We start from the raw sequence: 23,742 nt of genomic DNA on the forward strand, positions 1-23,742 counted from the left end.
TTCATCGTGGCGAACTGTGGGTGGCCAGGCGACGCAGCTCGCGGGCGGCGGACTCCGGCGCACCGGGCGGGGGGATGCGGAAGCGGATGCGGGCGTGCTGCGTCTGGTCGACCTGGTGGTAGGCGCGCCAGTCCTGCCACCCGTCGCCCTGCGCGACGAGCGCCTCCTCGATCACCCAGGAGCCGGCCGTGCGCTCGCGACGGGGGACGAGGCCGAGCCGCTCCATGAGCGAGCACAGGATCTGCTCCTGGTTCGTCCCGATCGCGCGGCCCTCGCGCGGCTGCTCCAGGAGACGTTCGCTGATGCCGGGGAGACCGGACGTGTCCTCGAGACCGTCGACGCCGAACAGGCCCTTCGCGGCGACGTCCGGCATGTCGACGTGCAGACGCGGGTGGTGGAGGAAGACCGACTCCTGGACGAAGGGCACGATGGCCCGGGTGTCCGGAACGGGCTCACCCGTCGTGCGGGCGGCGGCGAGCAGCTCGTCGGTCAACCGGGTGGCGAGGTACTGCGCCTTGCGCCGGGCCAGCTTCAAGGGAGAGGGCTCAGCACGCTTGCCGTCGCGCAGCCACCGGTGCTCGTCGCCGCGGAGGATGCCCGAGTAGTACTTGAGCTCGACCAGGTGGAGGCGCCCACGGCCCAGCACGAGCAGGTCGACCTCGTGCCAGCGACCGTGGTTGTCCCGGAACTCGAAGTTGGACCAGGCCCGGTAGGGAGAGAGATCGGGGAGCAGCTGACGGACGATCTGCAGGCCCTCGGCCTCGTGGTCGAACTGCGACGGGGTCACCTCTACCCATCGTTCGTCCGAGAGCGCCACGCTGCCTCTTCCCCGTCCTGCTTTGCCTCGAGATCTTCTGGGCCACCATAACCAGCCCCTCGCGTCTGCGCGCCCCCGGGATGCGCGTTTCCCCTGCTCTCTGGGGGTTACGAAGCGAAGGCTCTTGCCGCGCGTCGACTGGGCTCGACGGTCTCCACTCGGAACGGGCATTCCTTGCCAGCGATCTCGGCGTAGGCATCGCGGGCATTCTCTGCAGCCGCTCGTGTCCGCTCGAGGGGGTCCAGACCCTTACCCTTGCGTTGCAGAAGCCCGCCGTAGAAGTTCGCGGCGAAGAGCGTGCACTCCGGTTCAGTGACCATGCGGCGCGCCCCGATGTAGGTGACTGGAGCCTCGAGACAGTCGCGCATGGTGAACTTCTGAGTCCCGCCGTTGCAGCCGTCCACGTAGAGGCACGCGGCATAGATGCCCCGGCCTTGGGTCTCGAGCCAGCCGGCGACCGTGCTGACCTCGACGTCGCTGTCGCGCCCGACGAGCGACGGAGCGTCGCTCCCTCTGCCATTCATGTGACTGGCGAGGTGCAGGACGAGCGCCTCGGCGTGGAGAGCTGCCGTGAGCACGGCCGTATCCGCCGAGCTCACCTTCTCCACGTGGGCCAGAGGTTCGGCAGGCGCGTAGATCCCGTCCTCGGACTCCTCCCACAGCGCCGCTGTCGACAGGATGAGGTTGCGGGTGGCCTCGAGCGAGTGGTGGAAGTCGGTGCCGCCCGAGAAGTCGACGATGCGGATCGTAGGAGTCCTCATCGTTCCACCCTGGCACGCAACCTGCGGTCACGTCAGGCAGACTCCCAGGCATGGACAACGGTGCCCAGCGATCGTCCCTTCGGCTCCCGCAGCCCTCAGCCCAGCCCCTCTACCGGGCGGCCGAACGATGGCGTGACGAGGCGCTGCTCGCTGACGCGAGCCTCTTCGGTGGCCACCAGCTCGACGGCCTGGCGGCAGGTCGCGAACTCGTCGAGCACTTCGTGGAGAACCTCGACGTCAGCCCAGGCACCTTCGTCGAGAAGCTCAGGAGTCAGCTGTCCACCGTCAGCACCGATGCCGTGCAAGTGGCTGCCGAGCTGCTCTACGTGCACTTCCTCATCGTCTCGACCGACGCCGTCAAGAGCAGGACCAAGCTCCAGACGATCCAGGCCGTGCTCGACTTCCGGGAGGGACAGACGTCCGGCGTGCCAGATGATCTCGCCGAGGCCTTGCGTGGCGGAGCGGCTCACCCGGGCCAGGCGTTCAACAACTATCGATGGAAGATGTTCGCCTTCCTCATCAACTTCTTCGTCAGGATGAAGTCGCTTCCGATCGACCAGCGAAGGGCGGCCCTGACCGACCGGGCCCGGTTGCAGGGGATCTTCGATGAGCTCGACCAGCAGACCGTGTGGTCGCAGATGTGGGCCGTCGAGCACCTGCTCTTCCCGGATCTGACCCCGCCGATGCTCAACCGCGACGACCGTGCGGCGGTGGTGAGCACCTGGCCAGACCTGGGCGGTGACGTCGCCGAGGTGTTGAGCCGCCTTGAGCCCAATGCCGAGTATGGAGAGCGCAGAGCCGTGCTGCCGTACCGGACGCCCTATCGCGAGAAGTGGAAGGGCATCGACCTCACCGTCACCCGCTATGCGGAGTGGGGCGTGAGGCTCCTTCGCGTTGCTGAGGAGCAGTTTCAGGAGGAGATCGACTTCAAGGAGTCCATCGCAGTCAACCTCCGGGCCGTACTTCGCGCCAGGGAGGATCCGGACCTGCTGAACGAAGAGCTTCGCAAGGCGATGACCGGCGGTGACTTCAACCTCGTGCACTTCTACGTCGTGGACGACTTCCGGAAGTGGGTCAAGGCCGAGCCCCAGGCCGCGGCGCAGGCACTAGCGGCCTTTGGCACCTACCGGGGCGCGGAGGCGATGGATCGCTTCCTCGAGTTGGTGCCTCGGACGGGGCAACTGTCCGGTCTAGGTGGTCGGATCAGTCTCGGCGCGGTCTTTCTGATGGCCGTGGATCCACGTACCTGGCCTCCGTACCGCGACCGCCCGGCTAAGACCACCGCCCGCCTGACGAAGGGGTATCGAGCCCAGGAGAGCGCAACCGCGGGAGAGCACTACGGACTCTTTCTGGAGAGGCTCGATCTGATCATGGGAGCGATGAGCGATGCGGGCCGCCCGATCGCCGACAGACTGGAGGCCCAAGCGCTGGCATGGCTCGTGGCCGAGTATGACGACATCCCAGGCTGGGACAACGACACCTATCAGGCATTCGACGCCTGGCGCTCAGGGAAAGACGTCGCGGCGCCTGTCGAAACCTCATCGTCGGAGGGTCAGCGTGATTCGCCTCCTCCAGCGACAAGTACCGCGAGCACTCTCGAGGACCTCGCCGAGGAGCTCTCGTTCGCAGAAGCCGATCATCCCTGGCTCGAGGAGACGGTGGCACTGCTTCGCGAGAAGCGTCAGCTCATCTTCCAAGGGCCGCCGGGGACCGGCAAGACCTACATCGCGCGGGCACTGGCCGAGTTCATCACCGGCGCGACCGAACGGATTGGCGTTGTCCAGTTCCACCCGTCCTACGCCTACGAGGACTTCGTCGCCGGGTTGCGACCCGATCCCCTGCAGGCCGGTCGCTTCTCGCTCGTGGCCGGTCCGTTGCTCCGCATGGCTCAGCAGGCCAGGGGCAACCCTGACGAGATCTTCGTCCTCATCATCGACGAGATCAATCGCGCCAACGTGCCGGCCGTGTTCGGCGAACTCTACTACCTGCTCGAGTACCGCGACGCCGAAATCACGATGACCTACGACACGGCCCCCTTTAGCCTGCCGAAGAACCTGCTGATTATCGGCACGATGAACACAGCTGACCGGTCCATCACGATGCTGGACTCCGCGATGCGCAGGCGCTTCTACGTGCGAGACCTCAGACCCGGCGAGGTCCCGTTAGACGGCATCCTCCGCACTCACCTGCAGCGACTGGCGCCGGAGCTCACCTGGCTGGCGGACCTGCTGGAGCAGGTGAACGGGGCCATCGGTGACCGCGAGCTGGCGATCGGCCCCAACTTCTTCATGGGGGATCCACCGACCGAGGTGCGGGCACGTCGGGCGTGGGAGAACAGCGTGATGCCCACCCTGCGCGAGACCTTCTACAACCGGCCGGAAGTGCTGGAGGGCCTGGACTTCACGACCCTCAAGGACCGGGTCAAGGGGACCGTCACCGACGATGCTGCTGACTGAGTGGGCCTGGTCGCCCTCGTTGCAGGTTGAGCCTTCCGTGCGTCGTGTGCTGGAGGACCGTTTCGACGCGACCATCCGGATGGGGTCGGGCCCCGACGAGTTCATCGTCCGACCTGGCGGGGTCGTGGGGTCGGTCACGGTGGGCCAGACGGGGGTGACCGTCCGACCCAAGATCGATATCGACCGCGTGCTGTTCATGGTGGCCTACGCGCACGACCCGTACGACTGGCAGAACCAGATGTCGACGATCGGGTCGGTCGACTCCCTCGTGGACGGCATGGCGGGCCTGTTCGTGCGGGCCTGCGCGCCCTTGACGGCTCGGGGGCTCCTTCGGGACTACCGAACCGTCAACGTGGACGACAGGGTTGTGCGTGGCAAGGTCGCCTGGCCCACGCAGGCCAGGCGCATCCGTCCCGTCCCCATCGCCCTACGGCACCATGTCCACGACGACGACATCACGGAGAACCGCATACTTAGAGCCGCCTGCCAGGTGCTCCGGCGACATCACGTCTCGTCGAGGGTGGCTAGCGAGCTGGCACGGCTGTGGAACATCCTCCGCGACCTGGGCACGCTGCCCATGCCCGCAGACGCTGCGGACCGGGTCCGTTGGACCCGCCGGAATGCGCACTACAGACCAGCGGTAGAGCTGGCGGGGGTCATCCTCCGCGGCCAGATGGCCGATCTTGTCGCCGGAGACGTCGCGGTCCAGGGCTTCACCCTGGTGATGCACGACGTCTTCGAGCAGTTCGTGCGGACCGCACTCCGGAACGCATGGGGCGCCTCCGAGGTCGACATGCCCGACTCCTGGAAAGGTGGACAGCTAACCCTGGACCAGGCGAACCGAGTCAGGCTCAACCCTGACCTGGGATGGTCTCCGCACGGCGTCTGGAAGTTCGTGGGCGACGCCAAGTACAAGAAGGACGACTCAGGAACTGGACGATCCTCAGACATCTACCAGGCGCTTGCCTATGCAGTCGCGACTCGACTGCCCGAGGCGACTCTCTTCTACGGCGAGGGAGGCGACGACCGTGATCACGTCATCCACCAGGTCGGCAAAGTCGTGCGCGTCAGGCACCTGGACCTGGCGCAGCCCCCTCAACAGTTGCTGGAGCAGCTCCGACGTATCGCGGGGAATCTGTGTTCGCTCCGACGTACCGGCACGCCTCACTGCAACCGACTCAGGGCTGAACGATGCGACGTGCTCGTCCCATCGTGACCGTCGCTGTGCTGCCCACGAGGACGGTGTCGACCTGAGTCCCGGCGGCGGCCTCGACCACGCTGGCATAGGCACGCAGCTGTGGCGCGTAGAACGATGCGCGGGCAGGCCACGCCTCGGCGGGAACGTTGTCCGTCTTGTAGTCGACCACCATGAGCCGCCCGTCGTCCTCGCGGTAGAGCAGGTCGACGAAGCCCTCCAGCACCGTGCCGTCCTCCTGCACCGTGCCGACGTAGGACTCCCGCCAGTGCTCCCGCACCGCTGCCCGTCGGACGACGTCGGACTGGAGCAGCGACCGAGCCAGGTCACGGACCACGTCGGCGTGGTCGGTGACGCCCTCGGCCCAGCACTGCGCGGCCACCGCGCCCTCCAGGCCGGCTCCGGTGGCCAGATCCACGGTCTGCATGACACCGTGCACCGCGCGACCGATGGCCGAGCCGTAGCGGCCCTTCACCCAGGCCGGTCGCTCCACGTCCCGCGCACCCTTGGCCTTCGACCGGGTCAGCTGATCGGCCTCGTCGTGCGGCACGTCCGATGTGCCCTTGACCCCGTCGTCCGGTCCGGCCCCGACGACGGCACCGCTCAGCTCGACCTCAGGGTCCGTCCCCTCCAGGCCGGAGGCGCTCTGCGCGCTGCGGCGGCGCGAGGACGCGACGGCCTCGTCGAGCTCGCTCCGCCACCGGGACCACTCCGGCGGCGGAGGGACGGTCTCGCGGGGACGGGTCGTCGCGCCGGCTGCGGCAGCCGCGATCGGCTGCAGGGACTCGGCGCCCGCGGCGCTTCCCGCTCCTGCACCGGCGAGCAGGTGCGCCAGGGTGTCCTTGCCACTGTGGCCGTTCGCCGACCGGTGCATCGACACCACCAGGTGGTCCTTCGCCCGCGTCGTCGCGACGTAGAGCAGGCGCCGCTTCTCCAGGTCGCTCATCTGCTCGTCCACCGGCTGGGCGTCGGCGAAGTCACCGGTGGTCATGTCCTTACCGAGCGAGATCGCGAAGCCGTCGTCGGTCCACAGCAGCTGGACGCCGCGGCGGTTGTTCGGCTTCGACGACAGGCCGGAGACCACGACCATGGGGAACTGTAGGCCCTTGGCCGCGTGCACGGTCATGATCCGCACGGAGTCGACGTCCGACTCCGGCAGCACCGCCTCGCCGGCGCGGGACGTTTCCGACGCCTGCACCTGCGCCCACGCCAGGTAGGCGCGCAGGCCGCCGTGCTCGGTCTCCGACCACGCCCGGGCCTGGTCCACGACATACCGCAGGCGCCGCCAGGTGTCCCGTGCGCGAGATCCGTCCGCCGCCACCTCCTGCATGCGGCGGTCGACAACGAGCCGGGTCAGCACCTCGCTCGGGGTGAGCCAGCGCGCCTCGTCGTGCAGGCTGCGCAGGTATGCCGTCGCCCGCCCCACGGGGTGGTCGCTCAGGTGCTCGGGCACCGGCGCCAGCAGGTGGAAGGCGCCACCGTCCTGGTGGAAGGTGAACAGGTCGTCGTCGCCGCAGCCGAACAGGCTGGAGCGCAGGGCCGTGACGAGGGAGAAGCCGTCGGAGGTGTCGGCGATGCTGCGCAGCGCGGCGAAGAGGTCGCGCACCTCTTGGGCCTGGTAAACGATCGAGCTCGACTCGGTGCGGTAGTCGACGCCGGCCGCGTCCAGCGCCTCCTCCAGGAACGGCACCGACGTCCGGGCCGGCACGAGGATCGCGATGTCGTCCTCGCGCAGCGGTCGCCAGACGCGGCGGCGCCGGCCGTGCTCGTCCCGCTCGTCCGTCTCGGCCTCGGTGGTCCACCCCTCGTCGAGGGCGCGCCGGATCGCGGCCGCGACGTCGGTCGCCTCGCGGCGGCGCACCTCGTCGGCGGACGGCTTGTCCGTGTGCTCCTGCGAGCCGAGGCCGGCCACCGCCGGGCCCACCGTCGGGGCGGACCGGTGCGGTGCCAGCGCCCCGTAGGCCGGCTGTCTGTCGGGCTGCTCGGTGATCAGCTGGGCGAAGACGGCGTTGACCCACTCCAGCACGGGCGCGCCGCTGCGGAAGTTGGTGGTGAGGGACACCTGGTCGCCCAGCGTGTCGCGCGCCTGCAGGTACATGCGGATGTCGGCCCGGCGGAAACGGTAGATCGACTGCTTGGGGTCGCCCACGACGAAGAGGGAGCCGGCCGGCACCTCCACGTCGCGCCAGTTGGGCTGGTGGGCCGCCTCGCCGCCGGCGATGCGGACCGCGATCTCGACCTGGATCGGGTCGGTGTCCTGGAACTCGTCGAGCAGCAGCCGCCGGTAGCGCTGCTGCAGCGTCTGCCGCACCTCGGCGTTGCGCAGGAGCAGGTCGCGGGCGAGCACGAGGAGGTCGTGGAACTCCAGCCGACCCTCCCGCCGGCGCGCATGGGCGGCCTCGAGCACCCGCTCGCCGCACCAGCGCACGATGACCCGCAGGCAGCGGTCCTTCAGCTCGGCCAGCACCTGGGCGACCTCGCCCTGCCAGGTCTGGCAGTCGGTCTTGAGCTGGTTGTGCCGGCCAGCCCACCCCTTATTGGCCCCGTAGCGGAACTTGAGGTCCTTGACGGCGGTCAGCGAGGCGACCACCTCCGTCGGGTCCGCTCCGATCTGGCGGTGCCGCTGGGCCCACGAGGCCAGCTCGGCGAGGTCGGGGAGCAGCTTGTCGTTCGGGTCGGTGCACGTGTCGGCGTTCGCAGCGAGCTCCACCGCGCGCTCCACGAGGTGGTCGACGTGTGGAAGGGTCGCAGGCTCCGGTGCTGGCGCCCCGACGACGTGCGACTCCACGAGGTCCCAGTCCGCGTTGAGCTTGGCCACGATCGCGCGCACCTGGTCGACCTTCACCCCGGCCGCCAGGGCCAGCTCGAGCGTCGGCGCGAGCTCCTCGTCGTCCAGCAGCAGCCCCCGCAGCTCCGCCCAGCGGGCCTCGAACGCGACGGACGAGCCGACCTCGTCGAGCACCTGGACCAGCGGCGGCACACCGGCCTCGATCGGGTGCTCGGAGAGGATCCGCTGCGCGAAGGAGTGCAGGGTGCCGATCGCGGCCAGGTCGAGCCCCTCGAGCGCCGCCTCGGCCCGGGGGCGCTGCTCGCCGTCGCCCGCGCGTGCGACGTGCTCGAACCAGGCACGCAACCGGTCGCGCAACTCGGCCGCGGCGCGCTCGGTGAAGGTCACCGCCGCCACCGCCTCGATCGGTATGCCGTCGCGCAGCACGAGCGTGGACACCCGCTCCACGAGGGAGCGCGTCTTGCCCGACCCGGCGCCCGCCTCGACGAAGAGGGTCTCGTCGGTCCGCTCCCGGATGCGCCGGCGCGCCGTCTCGTCGGTGAGCTGCGTCATACCCCGTCCTCCTCCTCGCCCTCGGCCGGCGCGGCCAGGGCGTCGGGCTCGACCAGCCCGGTGTAGCCCTGCAGCTCGGGCGTCGCGCGGAGCAGCTCCCAGCGCTCGCGGATGTCGGCGTGCCCGAGACCGTCCGGGTTGCACGCCGAGCACTGCGTGAAGCTGAAGTCGGCCGTCTTCGGCGCCCGTTGGGGGAAGGCGCCCCGGGCGATGCCGTCGACGAGCAGGGCGAGCGTCTCGGCATACCGCTGCATGACCGCCCCGGTGAGCGGCAGCTGGACCCGGCCGGTGTCCTTGCCGGCGAACCAGTAGAGCGCCTCGACCGGGGTCTGCGCGTCCCCGTGCGCCGCCCGGGCGGCGAGCGCGTAGGCCGGGAGCTGCAGCTTGCTGCCCCCGAGCACCGGGTCGTCTTCGCTGATGTCCTTGAACGAGATCTTGCGGCCGGTCTTGATGTCCGTCACGAGCAGACTCCCGTCACGGCGCCGGTCCACCTTGCGGCGGACCCGCGCAGCAGGACCTCCCGGCCGTCCGGCAGCGCGACGTGCACGGGATCCGCGCCGTGCAGGCCGAACCTCAGCTCGCTGGTGACGACCGCGGCGTCGTGCTCCGCGCGCCAGGCGTCGTCCTCGGTCAGCATCCGGTCGAGGACGGTGCGGAGCCACTGGCGCTGCCGGGCCCACAGGCGGTGATGCCCGGTGCGCCCCTCCGCCTCGTAGCGCTCGCCGAGCTCCTCCCCGAGCTCGAGCAGCCGCGCCCGCTGGGCCGGGGTCCACGGCTGCCCGTGACTGGGCAGCTGCCCCTGCGCCGCGGTCTCGGCGACCAGGCCGTCCATGGCCTCGTGGACGAGGGAGCCGAGGTCGGCCGCGCTGATGGTGATGATCTCCTCCGGGGCCTCCACCGGCTCGACCCGCAGCAGCCGCTGCAGGAAGTAGGCGTGCGGGCAGGTGGCGTAGCTCTCCAGGGCGGTGGGGGAGACGGCGGACGTGCCCGCCCCGTGGTCGGGGAGCCCGGCGACGCCCGTGAGGTTGCCGTCGAAGCGGCTGAACGTCTCCCCGCGACGAGCACGGACCAGCTCTTGCGTCGCGGCCACGACCGGGTCGTGCGGGGCGACGCCTGCCAGGTGCGCCCGGACCCGCCACTCCTGCTCGGTGGCGGGGTGGGGAGTCGTGCGCAGGCTGCCGGCGAACGAGGGGGAGCCCTCGATCGTGTCGCGGGCGCTGCTGGCGCCGCGCTCCCACTCGGTGGCGGGGAGGTCGGGGTCGCCGCTGAGTGCGCGCAGCGAGGGAAGCAGCCAGCGCGAGGGGAGCCGGTGGGAGTGCCGGCGCAGGTCCCCGCGGGGGAAGCTGGCGGTCACGTGCGGGGCGGAGTCGAACGCGGCGAGCAGGCTCCGGTGCGTCCGCTCGGCGCGGCGTCGGCTGCTGCGGAGGGCCCAGCCGGTGGCCTCCCGGGCGCGCTCGGGCAGGAGGGAGTCCTCGCGCAGCGTGCCGGGGCACAGGTCCTCGGCCAGGCCGACGACGTAGAGGGCGTCGAGGTCGAGCCCGACCACCTGCTCGACGGGGGCGACGAGGACGCCCTGGCCGAAGGTGCCGACGCGGGGGAGCGCGCCGTCCAGCTCTAGGCCCAGGATCTCCTCCACGCCGGCGAGGGAGGGGCTGGTCGGCGTGCTGTCGAGCGCGCGCAGCTGTCCGAGTGCGCTGCGCACCGTCACGAGGGCGTGCTGCTCGGCGGGCGGCAGGTGCCGGTGGGTGGAGGGCGGCAGGAGGTCATCGAGTATGCCGTGCAGCACCTCGGCGGCCGCGGTCCAGGTGGGTGCCCGGTCCAGGTCGGTAAGGCGCCGGCGCAGGGTGGCCATGAAGTGCTGCATGGACGCGGTGGCGTCGCGGTGCCGGGTGAGCCGGTCGCGGGTGCTGTCGTAGAGGTCCTCGTCCTCGAGCTGCTGCTCGAGGGAGTGACGGTGGAAGTCCAGGCGCTCGTGCCAGTCGTTACCGGAGACGACGCCGGCCTCCCGGGTGATGCGCTCCCATAGCGGGAGGGGAAGCGTCGTGGTCGCACGGTCCGGGTCCTCGAAGGTCGTGACTGGGAGCTCGCCGACGGCCCTGAGCACGTCGGCGCGGCGGTAGCCGGTGCGTGCGGTCTCCAGCAGGCCCAGGACGAGCCGAGCCACCGCTCGCTCAGCGACGGGGCGCACCCCGGGGCCGTTGATGTCGATCCCGGCGGCAGCCAGGTGCTCGTGGAGCAGGCGCGCGTAGGGGTCGCGAGCGGCATACAGGACCGCGACGCGGTGCGCGGGAGTGGTCCGCAGGGTCTGCACGACGTCCCGGACGACGCAGCGGACCTCGTCGTCGGAGTCGGACGCGTGCAGGACGCGCTGCACCGTGGGTGGGGTGCGGGGCGGCGGGGGCGGGACGTCGGGCGCGATGGCTGCGACCGACTCGGTCACGGCGGCGTCGGCGCGGGAGTCGCCGGTGTGCCCGGCGACGACGTGGGTGTCGGTGAGCCCGGCGAGCGCCGCTGCCAGGGCGGTCTCGGCGTGGGTGAGGTCCTGTGGCAGGTAGATCACGATGCTGCCGAGCTCGGCCGCACGATCGGCCGTGAGGGTCGCCGCCGCCGTGTGGAGCAGGTCGGTCTCGTCGTAGTGGCCGTCGGCGATCCGCTCTCGCGCTGCGCGGTGGACGCGCACGACCTCGGCGCACAGGCTGCTGGTCCCGGAGACCAGGTCGCACGCGGAGTCGTCCACGTCGCGCAGGTCGTGGTGGGCGCGGGCGAGGGCGCGCGCCGTCGACGGGTGGTCGGCGACCTCCCCGAAGACGCCCGGGTCGTCCAGCAGCACCCCACGGACCGTGGCGCCGACGAACGCGCGGGTGGCCGGTCGGCGGCCGGTGCCGGTGAGCCGTGGTGCGGCGAGCTGCTCGGCCAGCCGGGGGAGGGTGGTGATCCACAGGCCAGCGATGGCCGGCCGGTCGGGATGGAAGCCGCGGGCGAGGTGACGGCGGGCGACGATGCCGGCGATATTGCTCGGGACGACGAGGGTGACGGGATGGAGAGGGTCGTCCTGCTTGAGGTGGGCCACCACCTGGGCGAGGGCGTCCAGCGCAGGTCGGCCGTAGGACGTCCACGTCACGTCTACCGGCACCGGCCCTCCTTCAGTGTCCTGATGACACCGTACACAGACCGCCGAGGGGCGGGCCGACGGGCTGGCGGGTCACGGTGTCGATGCGCTGAGGGCGACCAGCCGGCCTCCTGTCCCCTCGTCGAGCCGCTCCTGGGCCCACTCCAGCACCCCGGACTCCTGCGAGAACAGGATGACCTGCCGCTCGCGTGCGACGTCGGCCAGCAGGTCCAGCAGCGCCACCGTCCGGTGGCGGTCGCACTGCACGGTGACGTCGTCGAGGACGAGCGGCATCGTCTCGCGCGTGTCCAGGTGCTCAACGAGCGCCAGCCGCAGGAGCATGTAGGTCTGCTCGGTCGTGCCCTGCGAGAGGTAGGTGGCGTTGCGCCACGAACCGCTCCGTTCCTGCAGCTCGACGGTCAGCTCCTCGGGGTCGACGCGGACGTCGCGGTAGCGACCACCGGTGACCGAAGGGATCCGTGGCCGCATGGCGGACTCCAACACCGGGGCCAGGCTGCGGTGCGCCTCGCCCTGCGCGGCGTCGAGGTGCTCGACGGCCAGCTCGAGGGTGGCCTTCAGCTCCTCGACCGAGGCGAGCTCGCGCCGCCGGCGCGCCTCCTCCTCGAGCGCGGACGCCAGGTCCTGCTCCTCGCTGCGGAGCGTCCGCAGCCGGCCCTCGGTGCTGGCCCGGCGGGTCGCGGCGTGCTCCACCCGTCGGCCGGCCTCCGCCAGCGCCTGCTCCAGGTCGGGCGGGGCGGGGCGTACCGGCCGTCGCCCCAGCCGGGCACGCAGTTCGTCGGCCCGGGCGGTCAGCTCGTCCAGGGTCACCCCGTCGAGCAGCTGGTCCCGGAGGGACTGCAGCCGGTCCCGGCGCGCGCGTCCCCGGTCGGCGGTCTGCTGCTGCTCCAGCCAGCCACCCAGGAGGGTGGCGGCCCCGTCGGGGTCGTCCCCGTGGTCCTGCCGGAGGTCCCTTGCCAGCGTCAGGAGGGCGGATCGGGTGGTCTCGCGGCGGGCGACCGCCGCCTGGTGCGCCGCCTCCTCGGACCGTCGCGCGGCGAGGGCACTCTCGAGGTCCTCCCGACGTCCTGCCTCGCGGGCGAGTGCGGCACGCTCCTGGCAGCCCTGCTCGTACCGTCGGTACGCCTGGTCCGCGGCCTCGGGTCCTGCCAGCCCGGAGACCTCCTCACCGCGCCCGCCCAGGGCGGCGAGCAGCCGCCCGGCCGTCTCCTCCACCCGCTGCCGGAGCTTCGCGGCCGCGCGACGGCGCTCCCCGGCGGCCCGTCGTGCCCCTTCTCGCTCGTCGACCGCCCGGGCGAGGCTCTGCAGCTCCTCCGGGTCGACGGGCAGCCCGCGCGTCCGCAGCTCGGCGAGGAGCTCCTCACGAGCGGTGTCGAAGGCCGCGGCCTGCTCGGTCCAGCGCGCCCGCCGGGTCACGATGTCCTCCACCCGCGGCGACAGCAGCGGCTCCCCCGGACGGGGGCCGGGGTGGCTCATCTCCGGCGGGCTCGGCGGGTCGGGCGGGGTCGGCGGGGCCGGCCGCTGCGTCTCGGGCTCCGGCTGCTCGGTCGTGGGGGACCGGCGCCCCTTCCCACGCGCTGCGAGTCCCCAGGCGACCAGGGCCAGGCCCAGCACGAGCAGCACGACACCCGTGACGGGCTCCACGACGAGCATGACGAGGCCGACCAGCGCCAGCAGTGCTCCGACGACCAGCTGCCAGGTGCCCCCGCCGGCGCCGGACCGTTCCTGGGCCCGCCGCTCGGCCCGGGTCCGCTGCGCGCTCTCCCAGGCGGTCGACTCCTCCCGGCGCGTCTCGAGCCGGGCCTGGTAGTCCCTCAGCTGCTCCTCGTAGTCCGCCCGGGCCTGCCGGTAGTCCGCCGCCGCCCGCTCGTAGTCCTCCGAGGCCTGGGTCCAGGTGTCCAGCTCCGCGGCATACCTGCTCCGGGCCTCCTCGTGCTCGCCCCGCAGCCGCGCCTCCTGCTCGTCCTCGGCCGGGTCCCACGCGGGGCGGGGGAGCCGCAGACGGTCGGCATACCGCCGCAGCTCGTCGCTGCCGGCGTCGGGCAGCGCAGCCTCGTCCCCCTCCGTCCCGGCGTCCGCCTGGGAGTCCAGGGCGGACACCCCCTGCCGCAGGCTCTCCCACAGCTGCCGCACCTGCGGGTCCGGCGTGGCGTCGCCCGTGGGGGCCTGCGGCAGCTGGGCCAGCTGCTGCTCGAGCTCGACCGTGCCTGGCCCCTCGGGCGCCGGGGGCAGCTCGCCCAGGGTCAGGTATGCCGTGCGCGCCGCGTGCACCCGCTCGCGCAGCTCCGCGGGCGCGGCCTCGGGCACCGTGCCCAGCTCGGCCAGCTCGTTCTCGAACGCGCCGACGCGCGCCGCCCTGTTCTCCAGGGCCTCCAGCTCGGCCCAGCCCTCGAGGGTCTCCAACGCGGTCAGCTCGGCCCGTTCGCGAGTCTCCTCCTCAAGTTGCCGGGTCACCTCGGCCGCCACCCGCCGCAGCTCGTCGCGGGCGGCCCGCAGCCGGTAGGCCTCCTCCGAGGCGGCCTGAAGCTGGGACGTGGCCGCGCGCAGCGGGCGTTGGCCGATGCTCGGACTGCCGACCCTCGTGGACAGCTCGTCCCGGAGGCGTTCGATCACCTGGTGTGCGGTGACGTCGACCGTCTGGCTGGACGCGGCGCGCTGGAGGAACTGCTGCAGCTCGTCGGCCTGCTCGAGGACGCGCAGGACCTCCGCCTGGGGCACGAACGTCGTGGCGCGCAGCGTGCCCCGGGACAGGCCGAAGAGCTGGCCGACGTCGATGTCGTCGCCCGTGGACGGGGGGATGTCGAAGCGCTCCTGCAGCTCACGGGGCGTGAGCGTCCGGGAGGTCTCCAGGTCGATGACACGGGTGCTGCCCTGCTGCAGGTTCTGGGCCACGGCCAGGCGTGCCCCGTCGTCGGTGGTGATCTTCGCCGTCACCTGCCAGCGCGTGCCGCTCCACGGCTTGTGACGGCGACGAAACTCGGTGTCCTCTTTCGTGCCGCGGCCCCGGGACCGGCGCCGTCCGGCCAGGCTGGCGTAGAGCGCGGCCGCCCAGGAGGACTTGCCGCTCTCGTTGAGCCCGTGCACGACGGTCAGCCCCGGGCCCACCTCGAGCTCCGCCCCCTTGAACGGGCCGAAGGCGTCGGCGGTGATGCTGTCGAACCTCATGCCGTCGCCTCCTCGGAGTCCAGGGAGGCAAGACCCAGCGCCAGCGCCTGGTGACGGCGGGCCAGGTCGGGCCCGGGCCCGGCGAGGCGCCGGATGAGCTCGGCCCGGACGGTGCGCTCGGTCGGTACCTCGGGGAAGACGTGCTCCAGGTCGCGCCAGACGATGGTGACGTCCGTGCGGGACGGCTCCCAGCTCAGGGCCGGGGGGACGAGCACACGGGGGCCCACGCGGCCCGTGACCACGACGCGGTCGAGCGGGGCGCAGGCGGCGACCCGGTCGTCGAGGGCAGAGGTCAGTGACGTGACGTCGGCGTGCTCGCCGAGGTCCAGGGTGCGGACGGTGCCCAGGTCGGGGGAGAGCTCGACCTGCTCCACGTGGGGGTCCGCACCGGCGTCGAGGGTGACGACGCAGGCGACGGGCCGGCCGGTGCCGGAGCCCGCCACGAGGGGCGGCACCTCCACGACCCCTGCGGGACGGTCGGGCTGTTCGCCGGGGTGGGGCTCGTCGGAGCGGCCGGCCGAGGGACGGACCGTGGGGCAGGAGGCCGATGCTCCGTCGGCCCGGGTGGTGAGCAGGGCGAGGACGTCGTCAAGGGGCGGCACGGCATACCCCAGGGGTCCTTGGGTCACGACGCGGCCGGTGCCGACCTCGACCTCCACGGTCGCGCCCCCGCCGACCCAGTGCACGGTCCCGGGCCAGGTGGTGAGGGTGTGCGGACGGAAGCCCGTCTCGGCCTCGCTGGCGTCCGGGAGCACGACGACGGGGACCGGCACCGCCTCGAGCACCGCGCGCACGTCGTCGACGGTGGAGCTCCGCACGGTGCCCGGGTCCCAGAGACCGCCCAGCACGGCGAGCGCGTCGACCTGCAGGTCGAGGGTGCGTTGGACGAGTTCGAGCAGCAGACCGGCGCTCGCGTCGCGGAGGGCCTTCCCCACGTCGGGAGCCTCCTCGGGCCACGCCCGGTCGAGGTTCAGCCCGGAGACGGCGAGCAGGCGCACGGTCATGGAGTCCCCCTGTCCGGATAGGGTCGCCCTGTCGTACCGGACCGTACAGGATGAGACGTGGCTGACCAGCAAGGACTCGTGCCAGGGGCGCTCGTGGCCGGGGTCGTCGACGGCGAGACCGTCCGCGTGGTGGCGGTGCGGCACGCCGGGGAGTCGGCCCTGGTCTCCTACGAGCGTGTGACGGGGGAGCGGGGCAGCGCCTTCCTCACCCGGGAGCAGGCCGCCGCGGTCGCGCCGGCCCGGCGGTCGGCGACCTGGGGCGCGTCGTGGTCGGACGTCCGGCTGGGGCTGCTGGCGCTGGCGCTGACCGCCGCGCCGCACGGAGGGTCGCCTGCTCGCGGTCAGCTCCTCCAACATCGCCCCGCTGCCCCACCAGGTGCAGGCCGTCTACCAGGAGATGCTCCCGCACGAGCAGCTGCGCTTCCTGCTGGCGGACGATCCCGGGGCCGGCAAGACGATCATGACCGGGCTCTACCTGAAGGAGACGCTCGCCCTGCAGCGGGCCGGACGGGTGCTGATCGTCGCGCCGGGGAGCCTGACCGAGCAGTGGGTCGAGGAGATGTGGACCAAGTTCGGCCTCGCCTTCGTCGAGCTGGGGACGGAGCACCTCGACCGGAGCGACCCCGCCCGGCCGACAGTCGCCCCGGCGGGGCCGCTGGTCGTGGCCCGGGTGGACCAGCTGGCGCGCAACGTCGACCTGCGGGACGCGGTGCTGAGGACGGGGTTCGACGTCGTGGTCGTCGACGAGGCGCACAAGATGAGCGCGCGCGACTGGGGGTCCAAGACGTTCTTCAGCAAGCGCTACCAGCTGGGGCAGGACCTGGCCTCGGTGGCCGAGCACCTGCTGCTGCTCACCGCGACGCCGCACAACGGCAAGTCCTCGGACTTCCAGCACTTCATGCGCCTGCTGGAGGTCGAGCTGGACCCCGACCGCCCGGTGCTCGAGCAGGCCCCGGTCCGCCGGCTGGTGAAGGAGCAGCTCGTCCACGCCGATGGGAGCCCGCTGTTCCCGCCCCGGGTGGCCTCCACGCTCACCTACGCCATGGCCGGTCCCGAGCGGGTGCTCTACGACGCGGTGACCGAGTACGTCGCCGACGAGATGAACAAGGTCATGGACGACACGGTCCGCCGGCACGTGGGCTTCGCGATGATGGTGCTGCAGCGGCGGCTGGCCTCCTCGCCCGAGGCGATCCTGCGCTCGCTGGAGCGGCGGCTCGACCTGCTCCGCACCCAGCTGGAGCTGGCACGGGAGGCGGAGCAGGACCTGGGTCGGCTGCTGGCGGCGTCGTTGGCGGGTGGTGCCGCGGGGCAGAGGGACGAGGACGAGGAGGTCGACGACGACGCGCAGTCCGACGCGACGTCGGCCCGGACGCCGGCCGAGCTGCAGGGGGAGATCCTCGTCCTCGAACGGCTCGTGGCCAGGGCACGGCAGGTGCGGCAAGAGGGCGTGGACCGCAAGTGGGACGCCCTCGCGGGTCTGCTGACGAGCCCGGACATGACCGACGAACGGGGCTTCCGGCGCAAGATCATCGTCTTCACCGAGCACCGCGACACGTTGGACTACCTGGAGGAGCGGCTGGCGGAGATCGTCCGGCCGGGGGAGCGGGTGGCGGTCATCAGCGGGCTGACGGCCCGGCACGAGCGCCGGCAGGCGCAGCACGACTTCACCCACGACCCGGCCTGCTCGGTGCTGCTGGCGACCGACGCGGCGGGCGAGGGGGTGAACCTGCAGGTGGCCAACCTGATGGTGAACTACGACATCCCCTGGAACCCCAACCGGCTCGAGCAGCGGTTCGGTCGCATCCACCGGATCGGCCAGGAACGCACCTGCCACCTGTGGAACCTCGTCGCGGCCGACACCCGTGAGGGTGCCGTCTTCGAGACCCTGCTGGGCAAGCTGCAGGTGCAGCGGGACGCCCTGGGGGACCGGGTCTTCGACGTGCTGGGCGACGTGCTGTCCGGTGCGGACCTGAGCCGGATCCTCACCCAGGCGGTGCGGGGCACCTCGGCCGGTGACGGGCTGGACGTGCTGTCGGACCGGCTGGACCGTGGTCTGGCGGAGGAGGTGCAGCGGCGGGCGGCCAGCACGACCGAGTTCACCCAGGAGGACCTCGAGCTGATTCAGCGGCAGCTGGCCTGGGCGCGCAGGCTCGACCCGCAGGTGTCGACGGTGCCGGAGTTCGCCCGGCGGGCGCTGCGCCGCTACGGGGCGGAGGTCCACGAGGTGGGCCGGGGCGTGTGGTCCGTGCCTTACGTGCCGGCGGTGCTGGCCGAGGTCCCGGGGGTGGAGCGGCACTACCGGCGGCTCCACCTGGACCGTGCCGGGCTGGACGACGAGGTGGGGGCCAGCCAGTTCCTGGCGCCGGGCCATCCATTGCTGACGGCGCTCACGCGCCAGGTGCTGGACGACCTCGCCGAGGCGATGGTGGACGGGGTGATGCTGGTGGACCTGACGGCCGCGGCCGACTACCTCCTGGTGACCACGACGGAGGACGGTTACCCCAGGACTTGGCGGGTCGAACGAGACGGTGGCCGAGACGAGGTGGCGGTGGGGGCTGCCCTGGAGCTGACGCCTCATGCGTCGGTGGACCGTGCCTGGGCCATCGAGCTGGCGGAGACGACCGGGGCGGTCGGTCCGGAGACTGTCGCCGTCGTGGCCGTCCGTGGGACGGGCAGCGAGGCGGAGGTGGGGGACCGGGAGAGACGGTTGGCGGAGCTGACTGCAAAGTCGGCGGCGGAGGGGGCCGTCGTCAGGGGTCGACAGGGGGAGGGGTTCGACCTGGCGGTGGAGAGAGGGCCGTGCGTGGAGTTCGTGCGGCTGGGCGGTGATGTGGCCACAACCCGCTGAGGGCGGTCGGACGCCTAGTCGATGGCTCCGCGAACGTCGGTCGCGAGTGCGTCTCATACGCGTCCGCCACCGTGGTGCAGAAGGCCCACAGCGGCTCGATCCTCTCTGGAGTCAGCCATCCAGGCTCGGTACGCGCCTGTCGTTCCGTGCCGCCGAAGCCGAACAGGGCGTCCGCACGGGCGCGGAACTCGTCCGTCGTGAGGGCGGGCACGGACACGCCACTGTTCTGCCCCGCGTAGGAGCTGAACGGCACCATGACACGACCGTCGGTGTAGAGCGCGACGACCGTGCGAGTGCCACTCACCGCCGGTCCGCGGGCCTCCAGGACCACGTGAGTCGGTCCTAGCCGGCGCCGGTGGCCCGCGGCCTCCCACCGGTCGAGGATCGCGCGAACTGTTGTAGCGGTCTCATCCGAGTCGAACTGCTCCCAGAACTGTGTCAGCGAGGCGGGCCGTTCCTCCTGCTTGGCTCGTTCGACGGTGGCGGTGAACTGGTTCGGCTGCACGACAGCCGTGAAGAGCGGTGCCCAGGGGCCGTCGTCCACCCGCACTGCTCGCGCCTCCACCAGCCACACGGCGATCCCTCGCTCAGGGTCCAGTTCCCGTATGTCGTTGAGGTACTGCGCGACGGCACGGAACTCGTCGCGATGTTCCTCGGCCACGAGAACCAGCCCACGGGCGTCTCGTGCGACGGCGTAGGCCAGCCCACGCGTGAGGTGGTCGTGGTCCGCACGGCCGTACTGGTTCTCGATGACGAGCTCGCTGCCGTCCGACCCTTGGGCCACGATGTCGATCCGGCGACCACCCGTCGTCGTCACCTCCGATCGCCCGGCGGCGACGAGCTCGAGGTCCAGCGCCTCACCGAGCTGGTCGAGCCGATCCACGAGGAGAGGCGTGAAGTCGGACGCCTCGCCCGCCCACGCCTGGGTCAGACGGCCGAAGGATAGCCTGCCCATGTACGCCATGGTCTCTGTCTAGCAGCACGGACCCCGCTGTCGCAGTGACGCCCGGTACGGACACTCACCGAGGGGGTGTCGTGGGCGGGGACTACGATCACGGCATGGCAGAGGCAGGGGAGACGGTCGCGGTCTACGAGGCCGAGGACGGTGTGCTCGTCTTCGGTAGCGAGGCGGCGCTGGAAGTATTCGACGACGATGCGGGCCTGGCGTCTAGGCCGCTGTCGGCCAAACACCTGGCGAGGGTGATCGGCTACGCGGGAACAGCTGGCGGGCAACTCGTCGCAGAGAGCGGACGGTGGGTCAAGCTCACGAGTGAGTCGGCCGCAACTGCCAAGGCTGCAGTTGGTGGCGTCGACAAGCTGACGTCTGGCGTGATCCGGGGCAAGGGTGGCGAGATCGCCAAGCACGTCCGGTTCGAGAACGTCTCCAAGGTCGGGGCTCTCACGCCTGCAGCACCCGCGGTCCTTGGCGCCATGGCGACCCAGTACGCCATCGAGTCGGCGCTGGACGACATCACCGCCTACCTCGAGGAGATCGACCGCAAGCTGGACCAGCTGCTCAAGCAGCGCAAGACCGAGACCCTCGGCCAGATCGGTGGTGTCTCGCTCGCGATCGACGAGGCGGCCTCCATCTACGCTTCGACCGGGACCGTCTCGGGCACCACGTGGTCCAAGGTGCAGGGCACGTCCCTTGCCCTGCAGACCATTCAGGCCGAGTCGATAGAACAGCTACACGCCCTCAGCGAGGACGTTAAGGCCGCGGCCGGAGACGCGGACAAGGCCGCGAAGGTGCTCACCCAGGCCAGGGACGACGTCCAGTTTTGGCTGAGTGTGCTGGCCCGGACGATCGCCCTGCAGGACAGGCAGTACGTCCTCGAGCTGGCCCGGGTCGCTGACGAGGACGAGCAGCAGCTGGACGCCCACCGTGAAGGAATCACGGTGGCCAGGTCAGATCGGGTCCGTCGCATCGTGGCCGGCCTGGAAGCCATCGTGGACTCGGTCACCGCGTCGTCCACGCTGTCCAACGCCGCGAAGGTCGCCAACCCGATCTCCGCGCCGAAGGTCGCTCGACAGGCCAACTCCATCGCCGACAGCATCTCCGCCTTCGCGCAGCACGCCGGCCTGGAGCTCGGCGGCTCGGGGTCGGTCGACCTGACCCCGTGGGCCAGGGCGGCCCGCGGTCTTCTGGTCGAAGCCTCCACGGTCGTGACCACCGCCGGCACAGGTGTGGCGGGCCGTGCCCGGTTGTTCGGTCGGGCGGTCGAGGAGCGTCGAGACGAGCGGGTCCTGCGAAGGGCGAAGCGGATCGAGGAGAAGCGCTCGGGCGATGCGTAGCAGCACGTGATGCCCTCCTGGGTGCATCGGATCTCGCTTAACTGAGAGACATCTTCCATCTATGCGAAGTTCCGGAACACCCGGCGAGCCGACCGCTGGCTGGGTTCCTCGACCTGAGCTTCGGTCGCGGCAGACCGGGCCCCACTGGGGCGAAATGTGCGTCCGCCCCGAGGAGAATGGCTGAACCCAGGACAGGTCCGGGTGACACGACGACGGAGGCGCGATGCGGCATACCCCGCACTATCTGATGACCGACCCCGACGAGGTCCGCCGACTGATCCGGAACCATCCGTGGGCCACGATCGTGTCGCCCAGCAGCACCGGGCTGGTCGCGTCGCACTACCCGGTCATCCTCGACGAGAGCGCCGACGGCCCGGACATCACCATCCTCAGCCACGTCGGTCGTCCCGACGACCGGCTGCACGAGCTGGGGCGGCACGAGATCCTGGTCATCGTCCAGGGGCCGCACGACTACATCTCGCCCAGCTGGTACGCCCCCGGCGAGCTCGTGCCGACGTGGAACCACGTGACGGCACATCTCTACGGGACGCCCGAGATCCTCGACGAGGAGGAGAACTACGCGGCGCTCTCTCTCCTGACCGACCACTTCGAGCGGGACCGGCCCGGCGCTCGCTCGCTCGCCGAGGACGAGGCGGCCACCCGCCGGGAGGCCAGGGGCGCGGTGAGCTTCCGGATGCGGGTCGACCGGTTCGACGCCCACGCCAAGCTCAGCCAGAACAAGGCGCCGGAGGTCGTCGACAACGTGATCGACCATGTGGGGGAGCACAACCCCGGGCTCGCGGACGAGATGAAGCGGGTCCGGGAGAGACGCCCGGCCGGCTGAACGGTCGGTGCTCAGGCAGCCCAGGGGTCGACGAGCTGGATGCCGGTCAGCTCGAAGTCCTTGGTGTTGCGCGTCGCGCAGGTCGCGGCGTGCGCTCGGCAGATCGCCGCGATCTGTGCGTCAGCCGTGCTGATGGGCAGGCCCGCCTGCTCACGAGCGACGAGGACGGCGGCGTAGTGATCTGCCGCCGTGTCGTCGAACGCCAGGACGGCGCTGGTCCCACGGTAGGGCCGGAGCGCAGTCTCGAGCTGGTTGCTCAGCACCATCTTGCGCCGCCCGTCCGGCAGGCGGCGTACGCCTGCGAGCAGCTCTGCCAGGGTGATCGACGTGATGGCGACGTCGCCGGTGATCGTCTGCAACCATGCCAGCACGTTCGCGTCAGGCTGCGGTCGGAGCGCCTCGGAGAGGACGTTGGTGTCGAGGACGATCAACCGAGATCTGCCGCCCGTGCGATGTCGGTGCGCCCTGGGACGGGGAGGTCCTCGATGCCGCCGACCTCCTGCGCTGCCCGGAAGAGCGCAAGACCGACGTTGGGGTGTTGCGTGCCCTTCGTGAGGATGTGACGGGCTTCGGCCTCCATGGACCGGCCGTGCTCCCTCGCCTGGGCCGCCAGCCGCTCCTTCACGGACTGGTCGAGGCCCCGGATGACGATCGATGCCACGGTGCTCCTCTCGCAGAGATATCATCAACGATATCACTGGGTCGGGTCGGACGGCAGCACTCCACGGGCACCTGTAGGCTCGCGACCACCGTGACCGCACTCGACGAGGAGTCCGCCATGCCGATCGACAACCCCTTCTACACGCCCGAGGTGCAGGGCGCATACGACCTGCACTCACTCGGCTCCTTCGAGCTCGAGGAGGGAGGTGTCATCCCGGACCTGCAGCTCGCGGTCGCCACCTTCGGCGAGCTCAACGAGGCCAAGGACAACGCGATCCTCATCCCGACCTGGTTCTCCGGCACCCACCAGACCTGGGAGCTGGCCTACATCGGCGAGGGCCGCGCGCTGGACCCGTCGAGGTATTTCATCGTCGTCGTCAACCAGATCGGCAATGGCCTCTCGACCTCCCCGCACACCGCCGACGGCGAGATCGCCATGGCCAACTTCCCGCAGGTGCGCATCGGCGACGACGTCCGTGCCCAGGAGCAGCTGATGCGCGAGGTCTTCGGCATCGACCGGCTCGCCCTCGTCGTGGGCGGGTCGATGGGTGCCCAGCAGACGTGGGAGTGGGCGGTCCGCTACCCGGACAAGGTGCAGCGGGCGGCGATGATCGCCGGCACCGCGCAGAACACCCCGCACGACTTCCTCTTCACCCAGACGCTCATGGACGCGATCACGTCCGACCCGGGCTGGAACGGCGGCGACTACTCCTCACCGGCCGACGTCGCTGACGGGCTGCGCCGGCACGCCGACATCTGGGCGGTGGTGGGTCTGTCCACGGAGTTCTGGCGCTCCGAGTTCTGGCGCAACATCGAGCTGCCGGACGTCACCTGGGACACCTTCGAGGAGTTCCGCGACCGCTTCCTGCGGCCGACCTTCGGGGCCATGGACCCCAATGCGCTGCTGAGCATGGCGTGGAAGTGGCAGCGCGGCGACGTCGCGCGGCATACCGGCGGTGACCTCGCGGCCGCGCTCGGCCGCATCACCGCGAAGACCTTCGTGATGCCGATCGATGAGGACATGTTCTTCCCGCCGCGCGACTGCGCGCGCGAGCAGGAGCTCGTCCCCGGCAGCGAACTGCGCACCCTGCACTCGATCGCCGGCCACTTCGGGCTCTTCGGGTTCGAGGAGTCCTACCTCGCCGAGATCGACCAGCACCTCGGCGAGCTGCTCGCGGCTGACGTCTGAGGTCACGCGCAGAACGGTCACAGGTGAGTTGACACCTCCGCCAC

Annotated in this window: 16 protein-coding genes; 6 read left to right on the forward strand and 10 right to left on the reverse strand. The window is 71.2% G+C overall.

Annotated elements, in window-relative coordinates; genetic code table 11:
• Position 1: 1 nt before the first annotated feature.
• Both FU792_RS06210 and FU792_RS06215 read right to left on the reverse strand, forming a co-directional pair.
• Positions 2 to 787: an NERD domain-containing protein gene (locus FU792_RS06210; protein ID WP_161600209.1), complete on the reverse strand. Its 786-nt coding sequence runs from the start codon at positions 785 to 787 to the stop codon at positions 2 to 4.
• A gap of 137 nt (positions 788 to 924) precedes the next feature.
• On the reverse strand, positions 925 to 1,578 hold the full coding sequence (locus tag FU792_RS06215; protein WP_022924589.1) for a hypothetical protein: 654 nt from the start codon (positions 1,576 to 1,578) through the stop codon (positions 925 to 927).
• Positions 1,579 to 1,628: 50 nt separating this feature from the next.
• On the opposite strand from FU792_RS06215, the gene FU792_RS06220 reads away from it, so the two are divergent.
• Positions 1,629 to 4,034 (forward strand): McrB family protein, encoded by a 2,406-nt coding sequence (locus FU792_RS06220; protein ID WP_022924588.1) that lies wholly within the window; start codon positions 1,629 to 1,631, stop codon positions 4,032 to 4,034.
• Positions 4,021 to 5,250 carry an McrC family protein gene (locus tag FU792_RS06225; RefSeq protein WP_149814627.1) on the forward strand — a complete coding sequence of 410 codons (1,230 nt, stop codon included), beginning with the start codon at positions 4,021 to 4,023 and terminating at the stop codon, positions 5,248 to 5,250. Before FU792_RS06220 ends, FU792_RS06225 begins: the two co-directional genes overlap by 14 nt.
• On the opposite strand, the gene FU792_RS06230 is transcribed toward FU792_RS06225, so the two are convergent.
• From FU792_RS06230 to FU792_RS06245, 5 genes are all read right to left on the reverse strand, one after another.
• Positions 5,213 to 8,569, reverse strand: coding sequence for a UvrD-helicase domain-containing protein (locus FU792_RS06230; protein WP_022924586.1), 3,357 nt, complete (start codon positions 8,567 to 8,569; stop codon positions 5,213 to 5,215). The genes FU792_RS06225 and FU792_RS06230 overlap by 38 nt on opposite strands.
• The gene (locus tag FU792_RS16720; RefSeq protein WP_420876865.1) at positions 8,566 to 9,030 is read right to left on the reverse strand and encodes a PD-(D/E)XK nuclease family protein; all 465 of its coding nucleotides are present in this window, start codon (positions 9,028 to 9,030) and stop codon (positions 8,566 to 8,568) included. The genes FU792_RS06230 and FU792_RS16720 overlap by 4 nt, the downstream gene beginning before the upstream one ends.
• A complete protein-coding gene (locus FU792_RS19165; RefSeq protein ID WP_420876866.1) occupies positions 9,027 to 11,702 on the reverse strand; it encodes a PD-(D/E)XK nuclease family protein in 2,676 nt (891 codons plus the stop codon). Before FU792_RS19165 ends, FU792_RS16720 begins: the two co-directional genes overlap by 4 nt.
• 69 nt (positions 11,703 to 11,771) lie before the next feature.
• Positions 11,772 to 14,861: an ATP-binding protein gene (locus FU792_RS06240; protein ID WP_022924584.1), complete on the reverse strand. Its 3,090-nt coding sequence runs from the start codon at positions 14,859 to 14,861 to the stop codon at positions 11,772 to 11,774.
• Positions 14,858 to 15,865 (reverse strand): hypothetical protein, encoded by a 1,008-nt coding sequence (locus FU792_RS06245; protein WP_022924583.1) that lies wholly within the window; start codon positions 15,863 to 15,865, stop codon positions 14,858 to 14,860. Before FU792_RS06245 ends, FU792_RS06240 begins: the two co-directional genes overlap by 4 nt.
• A 364-nt stretch (positions 15,866 to 16,229) precedes the next feature.
• Here FU792_RS06245 and FU792_RS06250 point away from each other — a divergent pair, with 364 nt between their 5' ends.
• On the forward strand, positions 16,230 to 18,713 hold the full coding sequence (locus FU792_RS06250) for a helicase-related protein (protein WP_275100771.1): 2,484 nt from the start codon (positions 16,230 to 16,232) through the stop codon (positions 18,711 to 18,713).
• Here the strand turns inward: FU792_RS06250 and FU792_RS06255 are convergent.
• The gene (locus FU792_RS06255) at positions 18,616 to 19,668 is read right to left on the reverse strand and encodes a PDDEXK family nuclease (RefSeq protein WP_149814629.1); all 1,053 of its coding nucleotides are present in this window, start codon (positions 19,666 to 19,668) and stop codon (positions 18,616 to 18,618) included. The two genes, FU792_RS06250 and FU792_RS06255, sit on opposite strands and share 98 nt — an antisense overlap.
• A 104-nt stretch (positions 19,669 to 19,772) precedes the next feature.
• Here FU792_RS06255 and FU792_RS06260 point away from each other — a divergent pair, with 104 nt between their 5' ends.
• Together FU792_RS06260 and FU792_RS06265 are read left to right on the forward strand one after the other, a co-directional pair.
• The gene (locus FU792_RS06260) at positions 19,773 to 21,005 is read left to right on the forward strand and encodes a hypothetical protein (RefSeq protein WP_149814630.1); all 1,233 of its coding nucleotides are present in this window, start codon (positions 19,773 to 19,775) and stop codon (positions 21,003 to 21,005) included.
• A 223-nt stretch (positions 21,006 to 21,228) separates the two neighbouring features.
• The gene (locus FU792_RS06265) at positions 21,229 to 21,849 is read left to right on the forward strand and encodes an FMN-binding negative transcriptional regulator (protein WP_022924579.1); all 621 of its coding nucleotides are present in this window, start codon (positions 21,229 to 21,231) and stop codon (positions 21,847 to 21,849) included.
• 11 nt (positions 21,850 to 21,860) lie between these two features.
• Here FU792_RS06265 and FU792_RS06270 read toward each other — a convergent pair whose 3' ends face one another.
• A complete protein-coding gene (locus FU792_RS06270) occupies positions 21,861 to 22,280 on the reverse strand; it encodes a type II toxin-antitoxin system VapC family toxin (protein WP_022924578.1) in 420 nt (139 codons plus the stop codon).
• Positions 22,277 to 22,510, reverse strand: a complete 234-nt coding sequence (locus tag FU792_RS06275; protein WP_022924577.1) for a FitA-like ribbon-helix-helix domain-containing protein — start codon at positions 22,508 to 22,510, stop codon at positions 22,277 to 22,279. The genes FU792_RS06270 and FU792_RS06275 overlap by 4 nt, the downstream gene beginning before the upstream one ends.
• 90 nt (positions 22,511 to 22,600) lie before the next feature.
• Here FU792_RS06275 and FU792_RS06280 point away from each other — a divergent pair, with 90 nt between their 5' ends.
• Positions 22,601 to 23,698, forward strand: a complete 1,098-nt coding sequence (locus FU792_RS06280) for an alpha/beta fold hydrolase (protein ID WP_022924576.1) — start codon at positions 22,601 to 22,603, stop codon at positions 23,696 to 23,698.
• Positions 23,699 to 23,742: the final 44 nt, after the last annotated feature.

The organism is Serinicoccus marinus DSM 15273 (assembly GCF_008386315.1).
GTDB classification, from domain to species: domain Bacteria; phylum Actinomycetota; class Actinomycetes; order Actinomycetales; family Dermatophilaceae; genus Ornithinicoccus; species Ornithinicoccus marinus.

Coding starts and splice junctions, on each gene's coding strand:
- FU792_RS06215 (WP_022924589.1), bottom strand. CDS start 1,578: ATGAGGACTCCTACGATCCGCATCGTCGACTTCTCGGGCGGCACCGAC.
- FU792_RS06220 (WP_022924588.1), top strand. CDS start 1,629: ATGGACAACGGTGCCCAGCGATCGTCCCTTCGGCTCCCGCAGCCCTCA.
- FU792_RS06225 (WP_149814627.1), top strand. CDS start 4,021: ATGCTGCTGACTGAGTGGGCCTGGTCGCCCTCGTTGCAGGTTGAGCCT.
- FU792_RS06230 (WP_022924586.1), bottom strand. CDS start 8,569: ATGACGCAGCTCACCGACGAGACGGCGCGCCGGCGCATCCGGGAGCGG.
- FU792_RS06240 (WP_022924584.1), bottom strand. CDS start 14,861: ATGAGGTTCGACAGCATCACCGCCGACGCCTTCGGCCCGTTCAAGGGG.
- FU792_RS06245 (WP_022924583.1), bottom strand. CDS start 15,865: ATGACCGTGCGCCTGCTCGCCGTCTCCGGGCTGAACCTCGACCGGGCG.
- FU792_RS06255 (WP_149814629.1), bottom strand. CDS start 19,668: ATGGGCAGGCTATCCTTCGGCCGTCTGACCCAGGCGTGGGCGGGCGAG.
- FU792_RS06260 (WP_149814630.1), top strand. CDS start 19,773: ATGGCAGAGGCAGGGGAGACGGTCGCGGTCTACGAGGCCGAGGACGGT.
- FU792_RS06265 (WP_022924579.1), top strand. CDS start 21,229: ATGCGGCATACCCCGCACTATCTGATGACCGACCCCGACGAGGTCCGC.